The organism is Bombella pluederhausensis (assembly GCF_026385525.1).
GTDB lineage: Bacteria > Pseudomonadota > Alphaproteobacteria > Acetobacterales > Acetobacteraceae > Bombella > Bombella pluederhausensis.
Window position 1 is genome coordinate 259,500 of sequence record NZ_JANIDY010000001.1, and the last position, 21,206, is coordinate 280,705.

At 55.9% G+C, this 21,206-nt stretch carries 16 protein-coding genes; 12 read left to right on the forward strand and 4 right to left on the reverse strand.

The window, feature by feature from the left end; genetic code table 11:
* Positions 1-171 precede the first annotated feature (171 nt).
* Complete coding sequence (locus NQF86_RS01180; RefSeq protein WP_266115797.1) at positions 172-711, forward strand: HdeD family acid-resistance protein; 540 nt, start codon at positions 172-174, stop codon at positions 709-711.
* Positions 712-777: 66 nt separating this feature from the next.
* On the opposite strand, the gene NQF86_RS01185 is transcribed toward NQF86_RS01180, so the two are convergent.
* Entirely contained in the window at positions 778-1,836 is a 1,059-nt protein-coding gene (locus NQF86_RS01185) for an isocitrate/isopropylmalate dehydrogenase family protein (protein ID WP_266115798.1), read from the reverse strand.
* A gap of 334 nt (positions 1,837-2,170) precedes the next feature.
* On the opposite strand from NQF86_RS01185, the gene NQF86_RS01190 reads away from it, so the two are divergent.
* From NQF86_RS01190 to NQF86_RS01200, 3 genes are all read left to right on the forward strand, one after another.
* Entirely contained in the window at positions 2,171-3,418 is a 1,248-nt protein-coding gene (locus NQF86_RS01190) for a citrate synthase (RefSeq protein ID WP_266116418.1), read from the forward strand.
* A 40-nt stretch (positions 3,419-3,458) separates the two neighbouring features.
* A complete protein-coding gene (gene acnA, locus NQF86_RS01195) occupies positions 3,459-6,140 on the forward strand; it encodes an aconitate hydratase AcnA (RefSeq protein WP_266116419.1) in 2,682 nt (893 codons plus the stop codon).
* 77 nt (positions 6,141-6,217) lie between these two features.
* Positions 6,218-6,880, forward strand: coding sequence for an invasion associated locus B family protein (locus NQF86_RS01200; RefSeq protein ID WP_266115799.1), 663 nt, complete (start codon positions 6,218-6,220; stop codon positions 6,878-6,880).
* A gap of 18 nt (positions 6,881-6,898) precedes the next feature.
* On the opposite strand, the gene NQF86_RS01205 is transcribed toward NQF86_RS01200, so the two are convergent.
* Both NQF86_RS01205 and NQF86_RS01210 read right to left on the reverse strand, forming a co-directional pair.
* Positions 6,899-8,140, reverse strand: a complete 1,242-nt coding sequence (locus tag NQF86_RS01205; protein WP_266115800.1) for a multidrug effflux MFS transporter — start codon at positions 8,138-8,140, stop codon at positions 6,899-6,901.
* An 8-nt stretch (positions 8,141-8,148) separates the two neighbouring features.
* Positions 8,149-8,772 (reverse strand): LysE family translocator, encoded by a 624-nt coding sequence (locus tag NQF86_RS01210; RefSeq protein WP_266115801.1) that lies wholly within the window; start codon positions 8,770-8,772, stop codon positions 8,149-8,151.
* 109 nt (positions 8,773-8,881) lie between these two features.
* Between NQF86_RS01210 and NQF86_RS01215 the strand changes: the two genes are divergently transcribed.
* From NQF86_RS01215 to NQF86_RS01235, 5 genes are all read left to right on the forward strand, one after another.
* The gene (locus NQF86_RS01215) at positions 8,882-9,334 is read left to right on the forward strand and encodes an Lrp/AsnC family transcriptional regulator (protein WP_266115802.1); all 453 of its coding nucleotides are present in this window, start codon (positions 8,882-8,884) and stop codon (positions 9,332-9,334) included.
* Between the two features lie 76 nt (positions 9,335-9,410).
* The gene (gene proB, locus NQF86_RS01220; protein WP_266115803.1) at positions 9,411-10,544 is read left to right on the forward strand and encodes a glutamate 5-kinase; all 1,134 of its coding nucleotides are present in this window, start codon (positions 9,411-9,413) and stop codon (positions 10,542-10,544) included.
* A gap of 41 nt (positions 10,545-10,585) precedes the next feature.
* Positions 10,586-11,854, forward strand: coding sequence for a glutamate-5-semialdehyde dehydrogenase (locus NQF86_RS01225; protein ID WP_266115804.1), 1,269 nt, complete (start codon positions 10,586-10,588; stop codon positions 11,852-11,854).
* Positions 11,855-11,980: 126 nt separating this feature from the next.
* Complete coding sequence (locus NQF86_RS01230) at positions 11,981-13,438, forward strand: APC family permease (RefSeq protein WP_266115805.1); 1,458 nt, start codon at positions 11,981-11,983, stop codon at positions 13,436-13,438.
* A gap of 101 nt (positions 13,439-13,539) precedes the next feature.
* Positions 13,540-14,610 (forward strand): SDR family oxidoreductase, encoded by a 1,071-nt coding sequence (locus NQF86_RS01235; RefSeq protein ID WP_266115806.1) that lies wholly within the window; start codon positions 13,540-13,542, stop codon positions 14,608-14,610.
* 38 nt (positions 14,611-14,648) lie between these two features.
* Here the strand turns inward: NQF86_RS01235 and NQF86_RS01240 are convergent, their stop codons facing one another.
* Positions 14,649-16,163: an SEL1-like repeat protein gene (locus NQF86_RS01240; RefSeq protein ID WP_266115807.1), complete on the reverse strand. Its 1,515-nt coding sequence runs from the start codon at positions 16,161-16,163 to the stop codon at positions 14,649-14,651.
* Positions 16,164-16,356: 193 nt separating this feature from the next.
* Between NQF86_RS01240 and NQF86_RS01245 the strand changes: the two genes are divergently transcribed.
* The 3 genes from NQF86_RS01245 (at position 16,357) to NQF86_RS01255 (ending at position 21,204) form a co-directional block, all read left to right on the forward strand.
* On the forward strand, positions 16,357-17,886 hold the full coding sequence (locus NQF86_RS01245; protein ID WP_266115808.1) for an alginate export family protein: 1,530 nt from the start codon (positions 16,357-16,359) through the stop codon (positions 17,884-17,886).
* 252 nt (positions 17,887-18,138) lie between these two features.
* Positions 18,139-19,668 carry an alginate export family protein gene (locus tag NQF86_RS01250; protein ID WP_266115809.1) on the forward strand — a complete coding sequence of 510 codons (1,530 nt, stop codon included), beginning with the start codon at positions 18,139-18,141 and terminating at the stop codon, positions 19,666-19,668.
* 132 nt (positions 19,669-19,800) lie between these two features.
* Positions 19,801-21,204, forward strand: a complete 1,404-nt coding sequence (locus NQF86_RS01255) for an amino acid permease (RefSeq protein WP_266115810.1) — start codon at positions 19,801-19,803, stop codon at positions 21,202-21,204.
* Positions 21,205-21,206: the final 2 nt, after the last annotated feature.

The following is a 21,206-nucleotide window of genomic DNA, read 5'->3' on the forward strand; positions in this document are numbered from 1 at the left end:
CTTAATTCGTCAGGGCGCCTACCGCTGATAGGGGCATTGTGAAGCAGAATTGCAGGATATGTCGATTCAAGAAAGGCGGCAGGCCCTTATTATAATGCATGGCATATATTACTTGTCAGAATGATGAATATACGTCATGCCTTGAAGGGTGATTATGGAAGGGATCGGGTCATGATTGATAATCAGCAGCAGGCGTTACTGAAGCAGGAAGGTAATTGCGGCATCATCATGGGGGCGTTGATTGTCCTCACGGGTATTCTCATGGCGATGACTCCCGTTCTGACAGTCATTTCCCTTACAGCCCTGATTGCGGCTGTTCTGCTGGTTGTTGGTATCTGTACTCTGGTGGATGTTTTCCGCCGTACGGGGATGGAACGCAGGATGCTGGATGGCCTTCTGGGCGTGTTCTTCATTGTTCTGGCCCTTCTGATTTTCTTTAATCCTGCCGGGTCGGCCGTGGGGCTGACAATCTGGGTTGCAGCCGGGTTCATTGTACGGGGCGTGATGGAGCTGGCCGGAATGGGGGCCTCACCTTATGGGCGCAGTTTCATGGCGCTGGATGCCATTGTGAACATTGTGTTGGGTGTGACGCTGTTTTGTATCAATCCGATTACGGCACAGGCGGCACTAGGCTATTATGTGGCCATTAGCCTGATGTTCTGGGGGTTCTCCCTGATCCATCGAAGTGTTTTGCTGCGGCATCTGGGCTGATACTCATCATATCTGGATGAAGAAAAACCCGGCCTTTCATGGCCGGGTTTTTCTATGGAAGGAGGTTCAGGCATCTTCCAGTGTTTTGATGAGCGCAGCGGTGAACTGCTCTGTGGTGGCTGTACCGCCAAGGTCTCCCGTGCGTGTGCCTTTCTGGAGTGTGGTGGTGATGGCATTACGCAGTCGTGTTGCCAGAGCCTCATGGCCTGTATGGTCTAACATCAGCGCACTGGCGAGAAGCAGAGCCGTGGGGTTGGCTTTATTCTGCCCTGCAATATCCGGGGCAGAGCCATGTACAGCCTCAAAGATCGCCATATTCTCTCCGATATTGGCCCCCGGTGCCAGCCCAAGCCCGCCTGTCAGGCCGGATATCTGGTCTGAAAGAATATCGCCAAACAGATTCGTTGTGACGATCACATCAAATTGAGAGGGGTTCAGACAGAGCTGCATGGCGCAGGCATCAACGATGCGCTCATCACAGGCGATGCGCCCTTCATAGCGGGCAGCAACTTTTCGGCCTGTTTCCAGAAACAGGCCACTCATCAGCTTGAGGATGTTGGCCTTGTGGACGAGCGTCACCTTCTTGCGGCCATGCGCAAGGGCGTATTCAAAGGCGTGGGTCACGATGCGCTCACATTCGGCCCGTGTTGTGTACCCGGCGGAAAGCGCCATGCCCTGCGGGTCATCCCCTTGTGGGAGGTAATAGTCACGGGCGGCGTAATAGCCTTCGATATTTTCCCGTATCAGCACGATATCCAGCCCGTCATAGCGGCGCAGATCCTCCTGCGGGATGAGCGTGCGGGCCGGGCGGATATTGGCATAGAGGTCGAATTTCTGTCGCAGCGTGACATTGACGGAGCGGAACCCCGTGCCGCTTGGTGTGGCCAGTGGAGCCTTAAGGGCAAGGCGGGTGCGTTCCAGACTGCGGAGGGTGGCTTCCGGCAGGGGAGTGCCTTCTTCTTCCAGCGCTGTAGCCCCGGCTTTCTGCTCATCCCAGAGGAAAGGCGCACCAAGAGCTGTCAGAACTTTCCGGGTGGCTTGTGTAATTTCCGGGCCGATTCCATCACCGGGAATCAGGGTAACGGGGATGGGTTGTCCTGCTGTGGGGGATGTATGAGCCGACATGAGAACTCTCCCTGAAAATGGGGCCTGATGCCCCGTTTATGGCCGTGCCGTGCAGGGCATATGCCCGCCTGCGATAATGACTTGATCATGCTTCATAACGATATGGCAAGGGTTTGAGCGTAAAGATGGCTCATCAGGTCGGCCGCTTGCAGGTGGCAGGAATATGTGCGTTATTTGAATATAACGATAACGAAACAAATAGGACTGTTCCGGTTTCTTTTCGTAGGGAGAGCGTATCATGGGCATCAGAGACACAGCGGCAAGGCATGAGAATGCCGGGCAGTGGGTGCTTCATAAGGCGGATGAGTCGGCCCCGGCTGTTCATCTGGGCAGCATGGAAGGCCAGATGGGGCCGGACGTGGTGGATATGCGAAACCTGTACAGGCAGGCAGGTGTATTCTCGTATGATCCCGGCTTTGCCAATACCGCATCCTGCGAGAGTGCTATTACCTATATCGATGGTGAAGAAGGCATATTGCTGCATCGTGGCTATCCGATTGAGCAGCTCTGCGAGAAAGCCAGTTTTCCAGATGTGGCGTGGCTTCTCTCTCATGGGGAGCTACCTGATGCCCAGCAGAAGGCCCATTTCGAACGTGGCCTGATGGTTGAGGCGCATCTGCATGAACAGATACGCAACTTCTTCAACGGGTTCCGGCGGGATTCCCATCCCATGGCGATGCTCTGCGGAACATTGGCCGGGTTATCCAGCTTCTATGGCAATCAGGAAGCCGACCAGCGGCACCGCATCACGCCGGAAGAACGGGAGATGTCCACGCTGAGGCTGGTCGCCAAAATGCCGACCCTTGCGGCATGGGTCTATCGTTACAGCCGGGGCCTGCCATTGATCTACCCTCGTCCGGATTTGAGCTATGCGGAGAACTGCCTGCATATGCTGTTCTCCATGCCGGAAGCCCCGTGGGAGGTGAATCCCGTTCTGGCCCGTGCCTTTGACAGGATTCTGATCCTTCATGCCGATCATGGGCAGAATGTCTCCACTTCTACCGTGCGGACGGTTGGCTCCACGGGGGTTAATCCGTTTGCCTGTATTGCTGCCGGTGTGGCGGCCCTCTGGGGACCAGCGCATGGCGGTGCCAATGAAGCCGTGCTGGACATGCTGGATGAGATCGGCACGGTGGATGGTATCCCAGACTTCATGGAGCGGGTACGGAACCGGGAAGATGGCACGAGGCTGATGGGCTTCGGGCACCGTGTCTATAAAAAGCTGGATCCACGGGCCGGGTTGATGCGGCGCATCTGTCATGAGGTTCTGGCCGAGCTGGGCATGGATCACGATCCCCGCCTTGAACTAGCCCTGAAGCTGGAAGAAACGGCCCTGAATGATGAATATTTCATTTCCCGGCGGCTTTACCCCAATGTGGATTTCTATTCCGGCATCATTCTGCGGGCGATGGGGATTCCGTCTTCCATGTTCACGGTCTTCTTTGCGGTGGCCCGAACGGCAGGCTGGGTCGCCCAGTGGAAGGAAATGCTGGAGAGCCGCCCCGGCATCAGCCGTCCCCGTGCCCTGTATGTAGGGCAGACGAGACGGGATGTTCCGTCCTCTTACGGCGCAGAGAATTGAACAGAAAGACGCAGGAAAGCGGGAGCATATCATGAGTGAGATGAACGGGGCCGAGGGGCAGGGAACCATTGCGTGGCAGACGCTGGAGCATGAAGGGCGGAGCTATCGTTATGTGCCCCTCCCGCTAGTGCTGGCGGAAGCCGGAGAAAAGGCACTGCGCCTGCCTTATGCGCTGAAGATCGTGTTGGAGAATGTTCTGCGGCAGGGGCGGCATGATGCAGCTTCACTGGTGACGGGTTGGGCTGAGACCTGTCATTCCGAGGGGGAAATTCCCTTTTGTCCTGCCCGTATCCTGATGCAGGATTTTACAGGCGTGCCCGCCGTGGTGGACCTCGCCGCCATGCGGGATGGCATGAAGGCGTTGGGGGGTGACCCGGAAAAGGTCAATCCGTTCATTCCTGTGGATCTCGTGATTGACCATTCCGTGACGGTGGATGTGGCCGGGCAGAAAGATGCTCTGGCGCAGAATGTTGCCCATGAGTTCAGCCGCAACCGGGAGCGTTACAGCTTCCTACGCTGGGGGCAGCAGGCGTTCGAGAATTTCCGGGTTATTCCACCAGAGGCAGGCATCTGCCATCAGGTGAATCTGGAATATCTGGCTCCGCTGGTCATGCGGAAGGAAGAAAAGGGCGTGACGACCCTGTTCCCGGATACGGTCTTTGGAACGGACAGTCACACGACCATGATCAATGGCCTCGGTGTTCTGGGTTGGGGTGTTGGCGGGATTGAGGCGGAAGCTGCCGCTCTGGGCGAAGCCATCGCCATGCGCCTGCCCGATGTTGTGGGCGTGTATCTGGAAGGACGGCCCGCTCCCGGCGTGACGGCCACGGATATCGTGCTGACCCTGACAGAACTGCTCCGGGCAGAGGGGGTTGTTGGCAAGTTTGTAGAGTTCTTCGGGCCTGCGCTGGATCATCTGCCGGTGGCGGACCGGGCCACCATTGCCAATATGGCCCCGGAATATGGAGCGACCTGTGGCTATTTCCCACCCGATGCGCTGACGATGGAGTATCTGGCCCTGACAGGTCGTTCTCCGGATCATATCCGTCTCGTGGAAGCCTATCTGCGGAAGCAGGGTCTGTTCCGTGAAGGTGGTGAGGAACCGCTTTTCACCACCGTGCTGCGGCTGGACCTTGCTACCGTGAAGCCTTCTGTCGCCGGACCGAAAACACCATCCCAGCGTCACGACCTTCCCGCTGTGGCAGAGACAAGCCGTGCTGCGCTGGCGGCTGAGAAGCAGAATGATGCCCGTCTGCCCATCCGCACGGAAGATGCGGCTCTTGCGGAGGAAACGCTGGGGGCTGGGGATGTCGTGCTGGCGGCGATCACTTCCTGCACCAACACGTCCAACCCGGCCGCCATGCTGACGGCTGGTCTTCTGGCCCGAAAAGCTCGCCAGAGGGGGCTGAAAGTGGCGAGACGCATCAAGACCTCTCTGGCTCCGGGCAGTCAGGCCGTGACCCGCTATCTGGAACGGGCCGGTCTGCTGGAAGATTTCGCTGCGCTGGGCTTCGAGATTGTCGGCTATGGCTGCACGACCTGCATCGGCAATAGCGGGCCGTTGCAGGCTGATATTGCCCGGACGATCACGGAGCATGATCTGACAGTTGCCGCCGTGCTGTCGGGCAACCGTAATTTCGAGGGGCGTGTGTCCCCCTATACGAAGCTGAATTACATCACCAGCCCGCCACTCGTGATGGCTTATGCTTTGGCCGGGACCGTGACACGGGACCTGACGACCGAACCGCTAGGGCATGACGAAGCTGGCAAGCCTGTTATGTTGGCCGATATCTGGCCTGCTGGGGAGGAGCTGGCTCAGCTCATGGTACAGTCGGTTGTGGCAGAAGCCTTCTCTCGTGGCTATGCCACTGTGGAGCAGGGACCAGCCCAGTGGCAGGCACTGGGAGACGGCAAGGCTGGAGCCACTTTTGCGTGGGATGAAACATCTACCTACATTCATTCGCCGCCATGGTTGGAGGCAGCGGGCGGAGGGGTAGGGCCTATCCGCAATGCCCGGATTCTGGCCCTGTTCGGGGACAACATTACGACTGACCATATCTCCCCGGCAGGGACGATTGCAGGACATTCGCCTGCGGCCCGATATCTGAGGGAGCATGGGGTGGCTCCGGCGCAGTTCAATTCCTATGGCAGCCGACGGGGGAATGATCTTGTCATGGCACGGGGGACGTTCGCCAATATCCGCATTCGGAATGAGATGATTCCCGGCAGTGAAGGCGGCATAACCCGGCACTGGCCCGATGGTGAGGAAGGGTCAATCTTCGATGTCGCTGCCCGTTACCAGCAGGATCAGGTACCGCTGGTTGTGGTCGCCGGGCGGAATTACGGCATGGGGTCATCACGGGACTGGGCGGCGAAAGGCCCCCGCCTTCTGGGTGTGAAGGCCGTGATTGCTGAAGACTTTGAGCGGATTCACAGGGCCAATCTGGCCGGGATGGGGATTCTGCCCATCACCTTCCCCAAGGGCGTGACCCGTCAGACGCTGGGCCTGACAGGGCAGGAGCAGGTGAGCATCGACCTGTCTGATCAGCTGGAACCTCGGCAGCCTGTTCAGGTGCGCTTTACTGCCCCGGATGGGACAGAGCAGGCCATTCAGGCAATTCTCCAGCTGGAGACGGAGGCCGAGCTGGCTTACATCGTTCAGGGAGGTATCCTGCCCTATGTGCTGCGGCGTATTGCGGCGGCTGATGGGGTGGCCGTGTAACCCTAACCCACAGTTTTCCTGATGATGTGAGGGCGTGTTGGTGTTACGGTGCCTGCACTGACCGTAGAAGGAGAAAAATGATGTTCAGACGCCCTCATGTCGTGATGCTGGCAGCATTGGCCGGTCTGTTATCTGGCGTGTCTGCGTCTGCCGCAGGCTCAAAGGATAAGACGGCTGCCGCTGTGGAAGCGGTGACAGAGCACGGGGGTGGCCTTCCGGAGATTATGGCGGCTGAACATCCAGGTGTTACGGCACGGTCTGCTTTTGCAGGGCCGTGGCGTTATGGCTGTGCTTATCCGGCCAAGGGCAGCCGACAGGGAACGCAGTTCTGCACCATCCAGCTGGAGCATATGGCAGGCACTACGATGAAAAGCGGCTTCTTCCTGCTCGCTCATGCCACGCCAGACCTCATCAAGAAGCCTCTGGCCCAGCAGCCATGGCAGATCAGCCTGAACCTGCCGACACGCCTGCCTTTCGGCATGAAGGCTGATCTTCAGCTGGTCGTGGATAACGGGCAGGCTGTTTCCCTGCCATTGCAGTCCTGTGACGAGACGGGTTGCATGGCTCAGCAGGAGCTTCCGGCCAATATCGTGCAGGCATTATCATCCGGGCAGACAGCTCAGCTTACGGCAAAAACAAAAACCGGCGAGCTATGGTCTTACGAGTTTCGTCTTGCGGATATTCAGCTGGGCATGCAGCAGATATCAGGCTGGCTGGAACGAGGCGAGCTGAACCCGTAAGTGGAAGGGGAGAGGCTTTTAGCCTCTCCTGTTTTTATGGATGAGTAGCAGGAAGGCAAGGCTGAGTACTGTGCCAACGCTTATGGTTGTAGCCATGGGGCGGGGTGTGCCATCAGTCAGCAGCCCTACCATGCCAGACCCGATAATACCGCTGCCATAATGGACAGCCCCGGTCAGGGCCGAGACGGTGCCCGCATGGGCGGGGTCGTCATGCATGGCGCCAGAGAGGGAGTTGGCTACGATGAATCCTGCCATGGAGACAAAAAGGAACAGGGGTAAGAACAGCCCCCATATGCCGCCAAAGTCTGTCCAGACATCAGCCACCAGCCAGAGAGAAGCCAGAGCGCTGATTACCGCCCCCATGATGAGCAGCCTGTCACTTCCCCATGTGCGGACTAGGCGGGAATTGATCATGTTCGCTGCCATGATGCCTACGATCCCCATACCAAAGAGTAGGGCATAGAGTAGAGAGGATGCATGATGGTAGCTGATATAGGCAAAGGGGGAGCCGGAAATATAGGCGAATGTCCCTGCATAATAGCAGCCACCAGCCCCGGCATAGCCGATCAGACGGGGACGGCGGATGAGATGGGCATAATGTGAAAAGGCGTGGAAGACGGAGTGGGGCCGTTCATCTCGTCTGGGTAAGGTTTCCGGCAGGAAAATCATGCTGCCAAGCATGATGATGCCTACACAGACCAGACTGACAAAAATGGCCCGCCATCCCCATAGTGTCAGAATCTGCCCGCCGATCAGCGGGGCAAGAAGGGGGGTGATGGCTGTGACGGTCATTAATGTGGAGAGCATCTGCGCTGCCCGATGACCGTGATAGAGGTCCCGCACCATGGCACGGGCGATGACGACATTGGCGCAGGCCCCAATAGCCTGAAGGATGCGGAAGGCTATTAATGTAGTAATGGAATTGGATAGGGCACAGCCCGCCGAACCGAGCGTGAACAGGACCAGCCCGAGCGCAATGGGCAGCCGCCTGCCATAATGATCACTGATTGGCCCCCAGATAAGCTGGCTGAAACTGAACCCGACCAGATAACCGGAAATCGTCCATGCCATTTCTCCGCCCGGCGCCTGTAGCGCCTGTGACATGGTGGGCATGGCAGGCAGGTAGAAATCGGTCGAGATGGCCGCAAAGCCCATCAGGACACTGAGGATTCCAAGCAGGCGGAGTGGATGGGCAGCCGGTGGTGATGGTGAACTGGCGGACATGACCTCAGAGATGCGGAGCTGGTGACTATCTGTCAAGCGATCCCTCACATCTGCTTCAGGCAGGTCTCACCGAGCATCAGCAGGGCAATGCCTGTCATGGAGCAGCCCGAAAGCCGGTTGACCAGCCCGGCCATTCTGGGGCGGGAGGAGAGGAGAACATGCGCTCCGTAGCCGACTGCCAGATAGACACACAGGCAGGTCACGCAATGGATGAGGCCGAGCAGGCTGATCTGCCAATAGGGGCTCATGGCTGAATTCTGTTGAAGGAGCTGGGGCAGGATGGCCATGATAATCATCATGACCTTGGGGTTGAACAGGCTGATCGTGACACCCTTGCTGAGCCAGTGAAAGGCAGAGCCGGATGTGATGTCCACCATGTCGGGCAGTGCGCCTTTTGTTCGGAGCTGTCCGATCCCCAGCCAGAGCAGGTAGAGCGCACCGCAGAAGGTGAGGGCAGGCAGGGCAAAAGGAGTGGCTTTGAGAAGCGAGCCGAGGCCTGCTGCGACCAGAAGAATGACGAGGAAATGCCCCAGCACCATGCCGCTGACAGCCGGAATGATACGGCGCCCCGTACTCCCTGCGGTAATGGCATAGGCCCAGTCCATGCCCGGAGACATGATGAACAGGAAAGAAACAAGCCAGAAGGTCGATAACAGGCTGAAGGACATGGAAGACTCTCATTACATGCAGGTGATGAGAGGAACGATAATCTTCCTTTCATGGGAATATTTTGCAAAATATCCTATTCTATGAAGAAAAATTGGAAGGAAATCCCCTATGGATGCGCTCGATAGAAAGATTCTTTCAGAGCTTCAGAGGGATGGTCGTCTGAGTGTCACGGAACTGGCCGAACGTGTCGGCCTCAGCCTGTCTCCCTGTCACAGGCGTGTCAAAGCCCTTGAGGCTAATGGAGCCATCCGGGCTTACAGGGCGCAGATCAATCCGGCGAGTGTAGGGCTGGCCTTTTCATCACTCGTGTTTGTGACGTTTCGGGACATCACGCAGAGCGTTCTGCGGGCGTTTGAGGAAGCTGTCATCGCTATTCCTGAAATCACGGAGGCCAGACGTCTTTTCGGAGACCCGGATTTTATGCTGGAGGTTATGACCAAAGACCTGCCAGCCTATCAGAAGCTGTATGACGACCGCCTGACGGCCCTTCCCGGTGTGCAGAGACTGACCTCAACCCTCATCATGAAAGATGTCGTGCGGGACAGGATGTTTCCCCTGTAGTCATTTTCCATCTGGTCTAGGGCGGGAAGTGCCGTTACGGTTCAAGGATCAGCAAGTTTTATGTGGAGTGCTGCCAATGGGCGCCGTGTCTTCTCTGCCGTCCCTGACTGGGGCAAAACGTCTTGTCATCAAGATTGGCAGTGCGTTGATGGTGGACCCACAGAAGGCAGCTCCACGCCATGAGTGGCTGGATAGTGTGGCGGCAGACGTTGCCTTTCTGCGGGAGCGGGGTGTGCAGGTCTGTGTCGTGTCATCCGGGGCGATTGCTCTGGCACGCTACAGGCTGGGGCTGACAGGTGGGGCTCTGCGGCTGGCTGAGAAACAGGCGGCAGCCTCTGTCGGACAGGTGCTGCTGGCGCAGGCATGGGCGGAGGCTCTGGGCCGTCACGGTATGACGGCCTCGCAGATTCTGCTGACGGTGGAAGATACCGAGGAACGGCAGCGGTATCTCAACGGGCGGGCTACACTTCAGACCCTGCTGGAGATGGGGTGTGTTCCGGTCATCAATGAGAATGACACGATTGCCACGGCAGAAATTCGTTTCGGTGACAATGACAGGCTGGCTGCCCGCATTGCCCAGATGATTGGGGCCGATCAGCTTGTTCTGCTGTCTGATATTGATGGCCTGTATGATTCAGACCCCCGCAGTAATCCCGAGGCCAGACATCTGCCCGTGATCGACCAGCTGACACCGGAGATTATGGCAATGGGGGGGAATCCTCCGCCCGGTTATTCCTCTGGTGGTATGAGAACGAAGCTTCTGGCGGCGTCTATGGCCACGCAGTCGGGTTGTGCCATGGTGATTGCACAGGGGGCCATGAATCATCCGCTCTGTGCCGTGCTGGAAGGCGGGCGGTGCAGCTGGTTCCTGCCTGCGGAGGAGGCCCTGACGGCCCGCCAGCAATGGATCGCTGGTGGCCTGAAACCCGGTGTTGCTCTGGTGGTGGATGCCGGGGCACGGGAGGCCCTGAGGCAGGGAAGCTCCCTGCTTCCTGCCGGTCTTGTCCGGGTGGAAGGTATTTTCTCGCAGGGTGAGCCTGTGCCTATTCTGGATGAAGACGGAACCTGTCTGGCGCATGGCCTGCCTGCCTATGATTCGGATGAGGTGGCCCGTCTGGTCGGGTGCCAGTCGGACGAGATTGCCGGGATCATCGGGCATGAAGGACCGGATGTGATCGTGCATCGCAACGATCTTGCCATGATGCCCTGAAACGGCCCGATGATATTTTGAAGACGGAAGGAAAAAAGGCCATGCCCGTGAAAACACAGAATGAGGGTACGTTCCCTCCCATGCATGTGCTGGCGAAGCGTGCTCGTGAGGCAGCTGGTGTTTTGGCATTGAGTCCAGCGGAGCAGCGGGCAGAGGCTCTGCGTCATATTGCCGCTGGTCTGCGGAGTGAGACGGAGGCCCTTCTGGCGGCCAATCGGCAGGACCTTGAACAGGCGGATGTGAGTGCGTCCTTCCGGGAGCGGCTGACCCTTACAGAAGAACGCCTCGAAGGGATGGCCAGCGGTGTGGAAACCCTTGCCGCCATGGAAGACCCGGTCGGACAGGTTCTGGCCGAATGGGAGCGGCCCAATGGCCTGAAGATGCGCCGTGTGGCTGTTCCTTTCGGGGTATTGGGCGTGATCTACGAGAGCCGCCCGAATGTGGGGGTGGATGCTGCGGCTCTGGGTATACGCTCAGGCAATGCCCTGCTTCTGCGGGGTGGATCGGAGAGTTTTCATAGTGCACGGGCTTTGCATAAGGTGATCCAGCAGGGGCTGGCCTGTGCCGGTCTGCCGGAAGATGCCGTCCTTATGGCCCCGGATGCTGGAAGGGAGCATGTAGGGGATATGCTCAGCGCTGCGGGGCTGATTGACGTGATCGTGCCTCGTGGTGGCCGTGCGCTGGTGGAGCGTGTACAGGCGGAAGCCCGTGTGCCGGTTCTGGCCCATGCGGCGGGGCTGTGCCACAGCTATGTGCATGAGGCTGCGGACCATGAGCTGGCAAGGAAGGTCGTGCGGAACGCCAAGCTGCGCCGACCCGGCATCTGCGGAGCCACGGAGACGCTTCTGATTGATGCCGCCATTGCTCCGGCTCTCCTGCCGAAGATTGTTGCCGATCTGGCAGTAGAAGGCTGCACCTTCCGGGCGGATGAGGCGGCCCGTGCCATCCTGCCGGACCTGCCAGCCGCCACTGAAGATGACTTTGCCACGGAATGGCTGGACAAGACCCTCAGCATCTCTGTTGTGGACGGTGTGGATGCTGCACTGGCGCATATTGCCCGTTTCTCCTCCCATCATACGGAGGCGATCCTGACGGAAGATGCGGCGGTGGCGCAGTATTTCATGCAGCGTATGCCCAGTGCCATCGTGATGTGGAACACGTCCACTCAGTTCAGTGATGGGGGTGAATTCGGGTTTGGAGCGGAGATTGGCATTGCGACAGGGCGTATGCCCCCTCGTGGTCCGGTCGGTCCGGCCCAGTTGATGACGTATCGTTATGAAGTGCATGGAACAGGACAGCTACGCCCATAAGTGACTTATGGCGGGGCATCTGTCCCGCCATGTCGATATGGAGATGAAATAATTTCCCAGAATCAAGATTCTGTGTCTAAATGTTCTCATAGCGAAATAAGATTATCGGATATGGGGAGAAAAGCTATGGGATCGTTCAGCGGATCCACTGGAGGGCAGGGTGGCGCATCTTCCCCATCCTCACAGTCAGGAAGTGTGGGGCTGAAAAAGGTTATGGGACCGTGGAAGCTGACGGCCCTTGGTGTCGGGGTAACGGTCGGTGCCGGTCTGTTTTCTTTGACAGGCGTTGCGGCGGGTCAGCATGCCGGGCCTGCTGTTCTGCTCTCCTTCATCGTGGCGGCTATTGCCTGCGGGTTTGCGGGTCTCTGTTACGCTGAACTGGCGGGCATGATGCCTGTGGCGTCTGGTTCGGCTTATTCCTATGCATCCCGCATCATGGGGCGGGGCATGGGCTGGGTTATCGGCTGGGACCTGATACTGGAATATATCGTTGCAGCTGCTGCTGTGGCGTCCAGCTGGTCAGGCTATGTAGTGTCCCTGCTGCGTGGCTGGGGGATTGTTCTGGACCCCCGTTTTCTGGCTCCCACCATGACACCGGTTATCATGCCGGATGGACGGCATACGGAAGCATGGTTCAATGCGCCTGCCATGCTGATCCTTGCACTGGTGTCGATCATGCTGATGCGGGGGATGAAAGAGTCCAGCACCATCAACAGCATCATCGTGGGGCTGAAGCTTTCCATCGTTGCGCTGGTCATCATCGTTTGTCTGCCTTCCGTAGCTGGAGAGAATTTTCATCCTTTCATTCCGCAGAATACGGGGCATTTCGGTCATTTCGGGCTGAGTGGCATCATGCAGGCGGCCAGCATGACCTTTTTTGCCTATATCGGGTTTGACATTGTTTCCACGGCAGCACGGGATACAGCGAACCCGCAGCGTGATCTGCCCTTGGGCATTCTGGGCAGCCTGCTGGTCAGCTCCGTTCTGTATGTGGCGTTTGCGGCTGTGATGGTGGGCGTGGTGAACTATCACGAGCTGGCCAATGACCCGAACCCGGTCGCCACATTGATGGATCGTGTTCATATTCCATTTCTGGCTCCGCTGGTGAAGCTGGGTATTTCGATAGGCTATATTTCGGTGCTGTATGGGCTGCTGCTGGGTCAGAGCCGTGTGGCGATTGCCATGTCGGATGATGGGCTTTTGCCCCGCCTGTTCGCACGGCTGAATCCACGGACCCATACGCCTTGGACAACTCATATTCTGATTGGTGTGGCTGCCTGTGTCTTGGCAGGAACATTGCCGATTGGCGTGCTGGGCGCCATGACCTCCATCGGGACGCTGCTGGCCTTCGTGATCGTCTGCGTGGCTGTCATGATTCTGCGGTTCCGTTCGCCGGAGATGGAACGGTGCTTCACGGTGCCGGGTGGCCCGTGGCTCGTCCCTGTTGCTGGCGCTTTGTCTTGCTCTGCCGTGATGCTCTCCATGGATGGCGTGACATGGGCACGGCTGGTCATCTGGCTGGTGATCGGGGGTGGTATTTATCTGGTTTATGGGCGGCGACATGGCCGTGTAAACGGATCGTGAGACAAAACCGCCTTTCCATTCAGGGAGGGCGGTTGACGTGCGGGGCAGTGGGGCAGAAGGTGGCTTTTATCAGAAAGGTTCATTGAACAGGAGAAAGCCCCATGTCCCGGAATGAGACGGATACAGCCCAGTCAGGCGGTGTTGTCGCCAGTCATGAAGATGGGGGTGTGTCATCCGTGGGTAGGCGGGCGTTTTTCTCCGGTGCGGCAGCTCTGGGGTCCCTGTCACTGTTTTCCTCAGCACAGGCAGCGGGGAGTAGCCCGTCTGTCGTGCAGGCTCCGGGGACAACGGGCCTTCTAGACCCTGTGACCCGTTATCCGGCACCACCATTTCCTCAGCAGCCCCAGAAATGGCCGGGTCTTCAGAGTGAGATGACACCTCGCCCCGACTGTGGGGAGGAGCATTATCAGGGTTCTGGCCGTCTTGCAGGGCGTAAGGCCCTGATTACGGGCGGGGATTCCGGCATCGGGCGGGCTGTTGCCATTGCCTATGCACGGGAAGGGGCTGATGTTGCCATCAGCTACCTGCCGCAGGAAGAAAGCGATGCCCGTGAGGTGGCTGCCCTGATTCAGAAAGCGGGACGGAAGGCTGTCCTTCTACCGGGGGATATACGGAAAGAGTCTATCTGTCAGAAGATTGTTCATAAGGCTGTATTGGAGCTGGATGGGCTGGATATTCTCGTCAATAATGCGGGGCGTCAGCGTTATTGTGAAGATATTCTCGAACTGACGACCGAGGAGTTTGACTGGACGCTGAAGACGAACATTTATGCGCTGTTCTGGCTCGTCAAGGCAGCCGTGCCGCATATGCCGAAGGGCAGTGCGATCATCAATACGGCATCCCGCAACGCCTATCAGCCGAACCCCATTCTCGTTGATTACGCCATGACGAAGGCGGGCATTGCTAATATGACGCATAGTCTGGCCCGGCAGTTCCTGCCCCGGGGTATTCGGGTCAATGCTGTGGCACCGGGGCCGTTCTGGACGCCTTTGCAGGTCTGTGGGGCTCAGCCTCAATCAGTCGTGCAGCATTTTGGGGATGAGACACCTTATCATCGTCCCGGCCAGCCGGTGGAAATTGCGCCGGTTTATGTCACTCTGGCCTCTCAAGAGAGCAGCTATGTGACAGGGCAGGTTTGGGGTATCACCGGCGGGGATGGCGTACCGGGGTAAAGAAGGAAGGGCGGGCCTGTGAGTGGCCCGCCGATGATTCATTTTATATGATCGCAGCTTGGCGTGTCGCCATCGTGGCAGGCTTGTTTATATAGGGACTGTGCCATGGCTGGGTCCTGCGGGAGACCTGCTTTTCCAGTCTCGTAAAAAGAGGCAAGGTGGGCTTCGGCTGAAGATTCGTGTTTCTGGGCTGATTTTTCATACCAGTAGCGGGCAGTCTGGTAGTTCTGTGGAACACCTCGTCCGAATTCGTACAGGTTTCCTAGATTATACATGCAGATTTCATCATCCTGCTGGATGCATTTTTCATAGAGTGAACGGGCTTTCTGAAGGTCCTGCGGTACGCCGCCATATCCGTAATTGTAGATTTCTCCCAGATTATTCAGGGCTGCCACGTCATTATTATTGTTAATTTTGTCATACCAGTATTTGGCCTTCCGGAAATCCCTCATGACTCCCTGACCCAGAAAATAGAAATTTCCAAGGGACGGATAAGCGCATTGTTCATTTTTGGCAGCGGCGGCTTCGTACCAGTATACGGCGCGTTTATAGTCGTATGTGCCGGTAGGGTCTGGCTGATATCTGTCGGCAATGTCACAGAAAGCAGATGGTCCGTTTTGTTGGACAGCCCGGTCAGCCCATTGTTGGGATTTTTGTGGATCGGGTGATGTACCCAGCCCTTTATCATATAGGAGAGTGAGGAGAGAAAAGGAGCGAGGTTCATCTTCGTCCGCTGCTTTTAGCAGCCATTTGAGTGATTTTTTATAGTCATGGGATAATTGCTTGGAGTAGGCGTATATATAACCAATCCTATATTTTGCGGCTGGTGAGTCTTGGTCTGCTGCTTTTTGATAAAGTTCCATAGCTTTTAGGTCATTCTCAGCTACGCCATCGCCGAATAAATAGGAGTTTCCTAGAAAATACTGACCGAAAATGTTTCCCTGTTTTGCCGAGGCCTCAAAGAGGGCATTGGCCGAGGCTGCATTCTGCGGGACGCCTGAACCATACATATACATCCGGCCGAGTAGAGCCATGCCGGTAGCATCATGTAGTTCGGCTGCTTTCTCTCGGAGATGGAGGGCAGCAGAGATGTCTTTGGGGCCTCCAAGTCCTTCCTCGTAAAGGTTGGCAAGTTCTATCATGGAGGTGGTATCACCCTGTGCTACGCCTTTTTCATAGTAATAGCGGTGCAGGGCGTATTTATCCTGTATTCCTCGGTGGTATGTCTGGTTGAGGGTTAGGAGGCTGTCGAAAGCAGCTTCATTTGTGTTGTCATATGTAATGGCTTGGTCATACCAGTAATGGGCACGTTCATAATCCTTTGGAACGGTGATGCCGTGGGCATACATCAACCCGCAAACATAGGCTGACCGTATATGTTCATGGCAACGCCCTTCTATATAGAGGCGATAGATTTTGCTCAGGCTACTGAAAAGAGAAAAGGAAGTATCCGCTGAGGCCGGGTGAGGTATGACGGAGAAAGAGATAAGGCAGGCGAGACCTGCTATGTTGAGCCATGATTTGGGTTTATGATGGTGTTTCTGTAGGGGCATGTGACTGCTTTCACGGATACTGAAAATTTACCTGATGTTAGGATAGAGTTTTTGCGTTCTGACGTGAATAAGATAGCGTTCCTTTGATAGGGGCATAGATGAATGATATTTTTCCGATATCGTAACAGTCTCTGGATTATGCGTTCAACATGATGTAATGGTCTCGCCAGAACAGCCCAGAAAAAGGACGGTTATGGCGGTGAGGGTACGGAGACTGCTTTGTGCGGCAGCAATGTCGGCTGGTGTTTTGGCCGCTTCTGACGCATCTGCGGATGTGACCCTATTTTCCCGCAAGGATATTACTCTGAACGCTGCTCTCGATATCGGGGGTGATGCGTTTTATTTCCCGAACGCTAATTTCGGCACGGGGTCTTATGAGCCTCATAAGTCAGGCTATTACACGCGTACCAAAAATGTAGCCCTTGGGGAGCTGTATGGCCAGCCCATGCTTTCCGGAACATGGAAGACACCGTGGGGGTTTTCTGTGTTCGGGTTGGTTTCGGCTATTGGCTCTACGACTTTAGGTGATGGTGACGCTGAAAGTGTGAGCCAGACGTCCGGTACACCCCGGCAGGTCAATCTTGAGGATGCCAATCTGGGCGTGAAGATTCCGCTTAGTGAGAAAAAGCGCCTCATCATTCAGGGAGGACGGCAGAAGTTTCAGATTGATGATGGTTTCCTTATGGGGAAGGGGGCTTATAGCTCTGGTGAGCGTGGGGCATGGTGGTATGCACCCCGTTTTGCGTTTTCCGGGCCGGGGGTCATCAAATATGAAGGGAAGTCCATCCGGTCAGACATCTTCATGCTGGAGAATAATAGTAACAACCGGCAGACATATGGCAACGACAAGCCAGAAACGAAGTTTGTCGGGTTTGATGTGACGCTGTTCCGCAGCCGTCCGGATGGAGATGGCGGGTCGTCTTACGGGGACAGAGCGGCTTATGTCACGCTGACGTATTTTTATGTCCGTCATGCCGACAAGGGCGCTGCCTATGATTACTCGAACAGGGCAGACCGGCAGGGCATGAGCGTGACGGCTTTAAGCTGGGGTGGGACACCTTTTGCTATGAAAAGCCATCCTTTCACGAAGAATATTACATTTTACGGTAATTTTGTTTCCGAACAGAACAGTCATGCGGGCAATGGCTATAAGGGTGTCAGTGCCTATGCTGTGTATGTAGAGCCGGGTTATACTTTTGCCCGGCTGCCATGGCGGCCTCATATTTTCTATCGCTACACTCGTTTTAGCGGTGGACGGGACCTGCATAGCCGGACGAAGCATAATTACGATACGTTTTTTCTCTATGATGGTGCCCGCTATACTTATGGTGGATACTGGCCGGGCGAAATTGTAGGGAACAATATGTCTCCTCTCTCCAATATGGAGATTCATCAGTTTGATATTACGGGCGTGCCGCCTGTTCATCTGCTGAAGAAGGATGATGAGCTGAAGTTGGGCGTGCATTTTTATGATCTCGCCTATCTTTACCCTACAGGGGCCGGTCTGCCCGCTGGAACGAAGCGGCATATGTCTGATGAGGTGAATATTTCGGCAGAATATGCGCTTGATGCTAACACATCCGGGGCGATTGCTGCCGGGGCTGCTTTTTCTGGTCCGGGAGGGCGTGCCTTGGCAAAGTCCGGTGTGCCAGAAGGGCAGGCGATGCCGGGGATTCATGGTGCATCTGGTGTGATAGAATTGTACTTCTACAAACATTTTTAAAATTTTTTTGAGAGCTTCAGGCGTCTTATTGGGTTCTGTGGGATAGTGGTGATGACTCCAGCGGAAGGAGTTGAGAAACTGCCAATCAGAGCGGAATCGAAACGGCTTTTGCGTGCATAATGAAATAAAAATATAACTTATATATATAAATGTAATTATAGATTATTTTGATATGTTGTGAGAAGGTGACATAGACAATGACAAATTATGCTGCAATAAAATAGGGCATGAACACCCCAAAAAGGTTCTTACATGCCCTCTAAAATGCGGAAACTTCTTGTTTCGTTAACCATTCTTGGTAACGTCTATGCTGTTTCTGACGCCTATGCTGATCAGACACTTGTTTCTAGTCAAAATGTCACGATCAAGGCGTCTCTTGATATTGGGGGTGATGCGTTTTTTCTGCCCAATACAAACTATGGTGCAGGGTCTTACCGTCAGCGCCGGTCGGGCGGGTATGCGTTGATCAAGGATACGACATATGGGGAGCTGTATGGCAAACCCATCCTTGCCGGGCAGTGGAAAACGCCATGGGGGTTTACCGTTTTCGGGCAGGCCTCCGCTATCGGCTCCACAACATTGGGGGATGGTGATGCAGAAAGCCTGTCCCAGACAACACGGACACCGCGGGCTGTAACGCTGGAAGAAGCCAATCTGGGGATTGATCTGCCTTTCAATAAGGAACAGAAGCTGATCGTAGAAGGTGGTCGGCAGAAGTTCCAGATTGATGATGGTTTTCTGGTCGGTAAGGGGGCTTATAGCTCCGGGGACCGAGGGGCCTGGTGGTATGCGCCCCGTTTTGCGTTTTCTGGTCCGGGGGTTATCAAATATCAGGGTAAGCGGATCCGTGCGGATGTTTTTATGTTGGAGAATAATACCAACAATAACCAGACACGGAACTATGACCGCCCTGAAACCAAGTTTGAAGGGTTTGATGTCACCTTGTTCCGCAGCAAGCCGGGCGGAGATGGTGGTGCGGTTTATGAGGACCGGGCGGCTTATGTCACGCTGGCTTATTTCCATGTACGCAAGGCGAATATCGGGTCTGCTTACGACTATGCCAATCGTGGCGATCGTCAGGGGATGAACGTCACTCAGCTCAGTTGGGGTGGTAGTTTCGTGCCCATCAAGAGGTGGGGAATATCGAAGAAGTTTACCCTCTATGGCACGTTCGTGTCCGAGCAGAATAGCCATGCGGGCAATGGCTATAAGGGGGTGAGCGCCTACGCAACCTTTATCGAACCGGGCTATACATTTACGGATCTACCGTGGAAACCCCATATTTTCTATCGCTATACACGTTTTAGTGGTGGAAAGAATCCGTATAGCCGGACAAAGCATAATTACGATACCTACTTTCTCTATGATGGTCGCCGCTATACTTATGGTGGATACTGGCCGGGGGAGATTACGGGTATGTATCTGGCACCTCTTTCCAACATGGAGGTTCATCAGGTTGATCTGACCGGGATTCCGCCTGTTCATCTGCTGAAGAAAGATGATGAGTTGAAGCTGGGTCTGCATTTTTATGACCTGTCTTTCCTGTATCCCACAGGGGCCGGTCTCTCGCGTGATGCAGGGCACCATATGTCGGATGAGCTTGATTTTTCTGCCGAATACACGTTTGATAGCAATACGTCAGGCGCCATAACCGGGGGGGCGGCATTTGCTGGCCCTGCTGGAAAAGCCTTGGCGAAGTCTGGCATTCCCGGAGGGATGGCTGTCCCGCCCATGCATGGTACGGCGGGTGTGCTGGAACTGTATTTTTACCGGCACTTCTGAGAGGGACAGGGGCTTTTATTCTGTTCTGACTTCCATTTTGCCAGTAGATGTTACAAGATGGGAACGACTTAGCAGAACGTGTACCTGTGTGGGTAAGCGTTCTGCATAGCGAAAATTCATAAGGACCTTTTCATGACGGAACCCACCACTGATCAGGCTCAGTCCGAAGATAAAGGACTTTCGAGTCGTCATATTGCGATGATCGCCCTTGGCGGCGTGATCGGCGCTGGACTGTTTGTTGGTAGTAGTGCTGCCATCGCCAAGGCCGGGCCGGGTATTGCGTTCGTTTTCGTGGCCGTTGGATTCCTGATCATGGGGATCATGCGGATGCTTGGCGAGATCGTTGTCAGCGACCCGGGTCGCGGCTCCTTTGTGGAGTATATCCGCCTCGCCCATGGGGACAGGATCGGCTTTGCCTCTGGCTGGCTGTACTGGTTCTTCTGGGTGGTCGTGATTGGCTCCGAAGCCATCGCTGGCGCCATGATGCTGCGGGACTGGATCAACCTGCCTGTGTGGCTTCTGGCGGTCGTGCTCATCATCTGCATGAAGTTTGTTAACTTCTTTGCTCCCAAGATTTTTGGTGAGTGTGAGTTCTGGCTCTCCAGCATCAAGGTCTTCACCATTGTGGCCTTCATTCTGCTGTCGCTGCTGTTTGTTCTGCATGTGTTCGGGCCGGGTGTCCCTGTCCATCATAACCTGTTTGGTCAGCGTGGCCTGCTGCCGAATGGTGTCGTGCCGCTGCTGGCTCTGGTGCCGACCGTGCTGTTCACCATGATGGGCTCCGAGATTTCCACTGTTGCTGCATCTGAAACGGCTGATCCGGGTGAGAACGTGTCCCGTGTGACACGGACGCTTGGTCTGCGTATCATGATGTTCTACGTCTCCTCCATCTGCCTGATCACGATGATTGTGCCGTGGTGGACCCTGTACCCGGGTAAGTCTCCGTTCGTGGCTGTGCTCAAGATCATGGGTGTGCCGGGTGCTGCGCTGATTATGCAGATCGCTATTCTCAGTGCCGTGCTGTCCTGCCTGAACTCCAGCATGTACATTACGTCCCGTATTCTGACGGAGCTGGCTATTCAGGGTGATGCTCCGGCTTTCCTCGTACGGACATCCCCGGACAAGGCTCCTCGTATGGCGATCACGATCAGCTCTGTGGCTGGTCTGCTGGTGGCTTTCTCCTCCATCTTTGCACCGAGCGAGATCTTTGGCTTCCTGCTGAACTGTAGTGGTGGTCTGATCCTGCTGACCTATGCGCTGATCTCCACCTCTTACATCGTGCTGCGCCGCCGGAGTAAGCGGGCTGGGACGAGCAAGCACTTCACCCTGCCGCTTTTCCCTTATGTGAGCCTGATTTGTCTGGGTGCGATCATTCTGGTGTTCGTGGCCATGCTGGCTAATCCGGGTGAACGTGAGACGGCCTTTGCCTCTCTTGGTACAGCCGTGGTCTGCTACCTGATGGCCTGCAATTTCGCCAGTCGTCTGGCCCCTGTGGTGACAACCTCAGACGAAACAGCGGACAAAGAAGGCGAGTAATC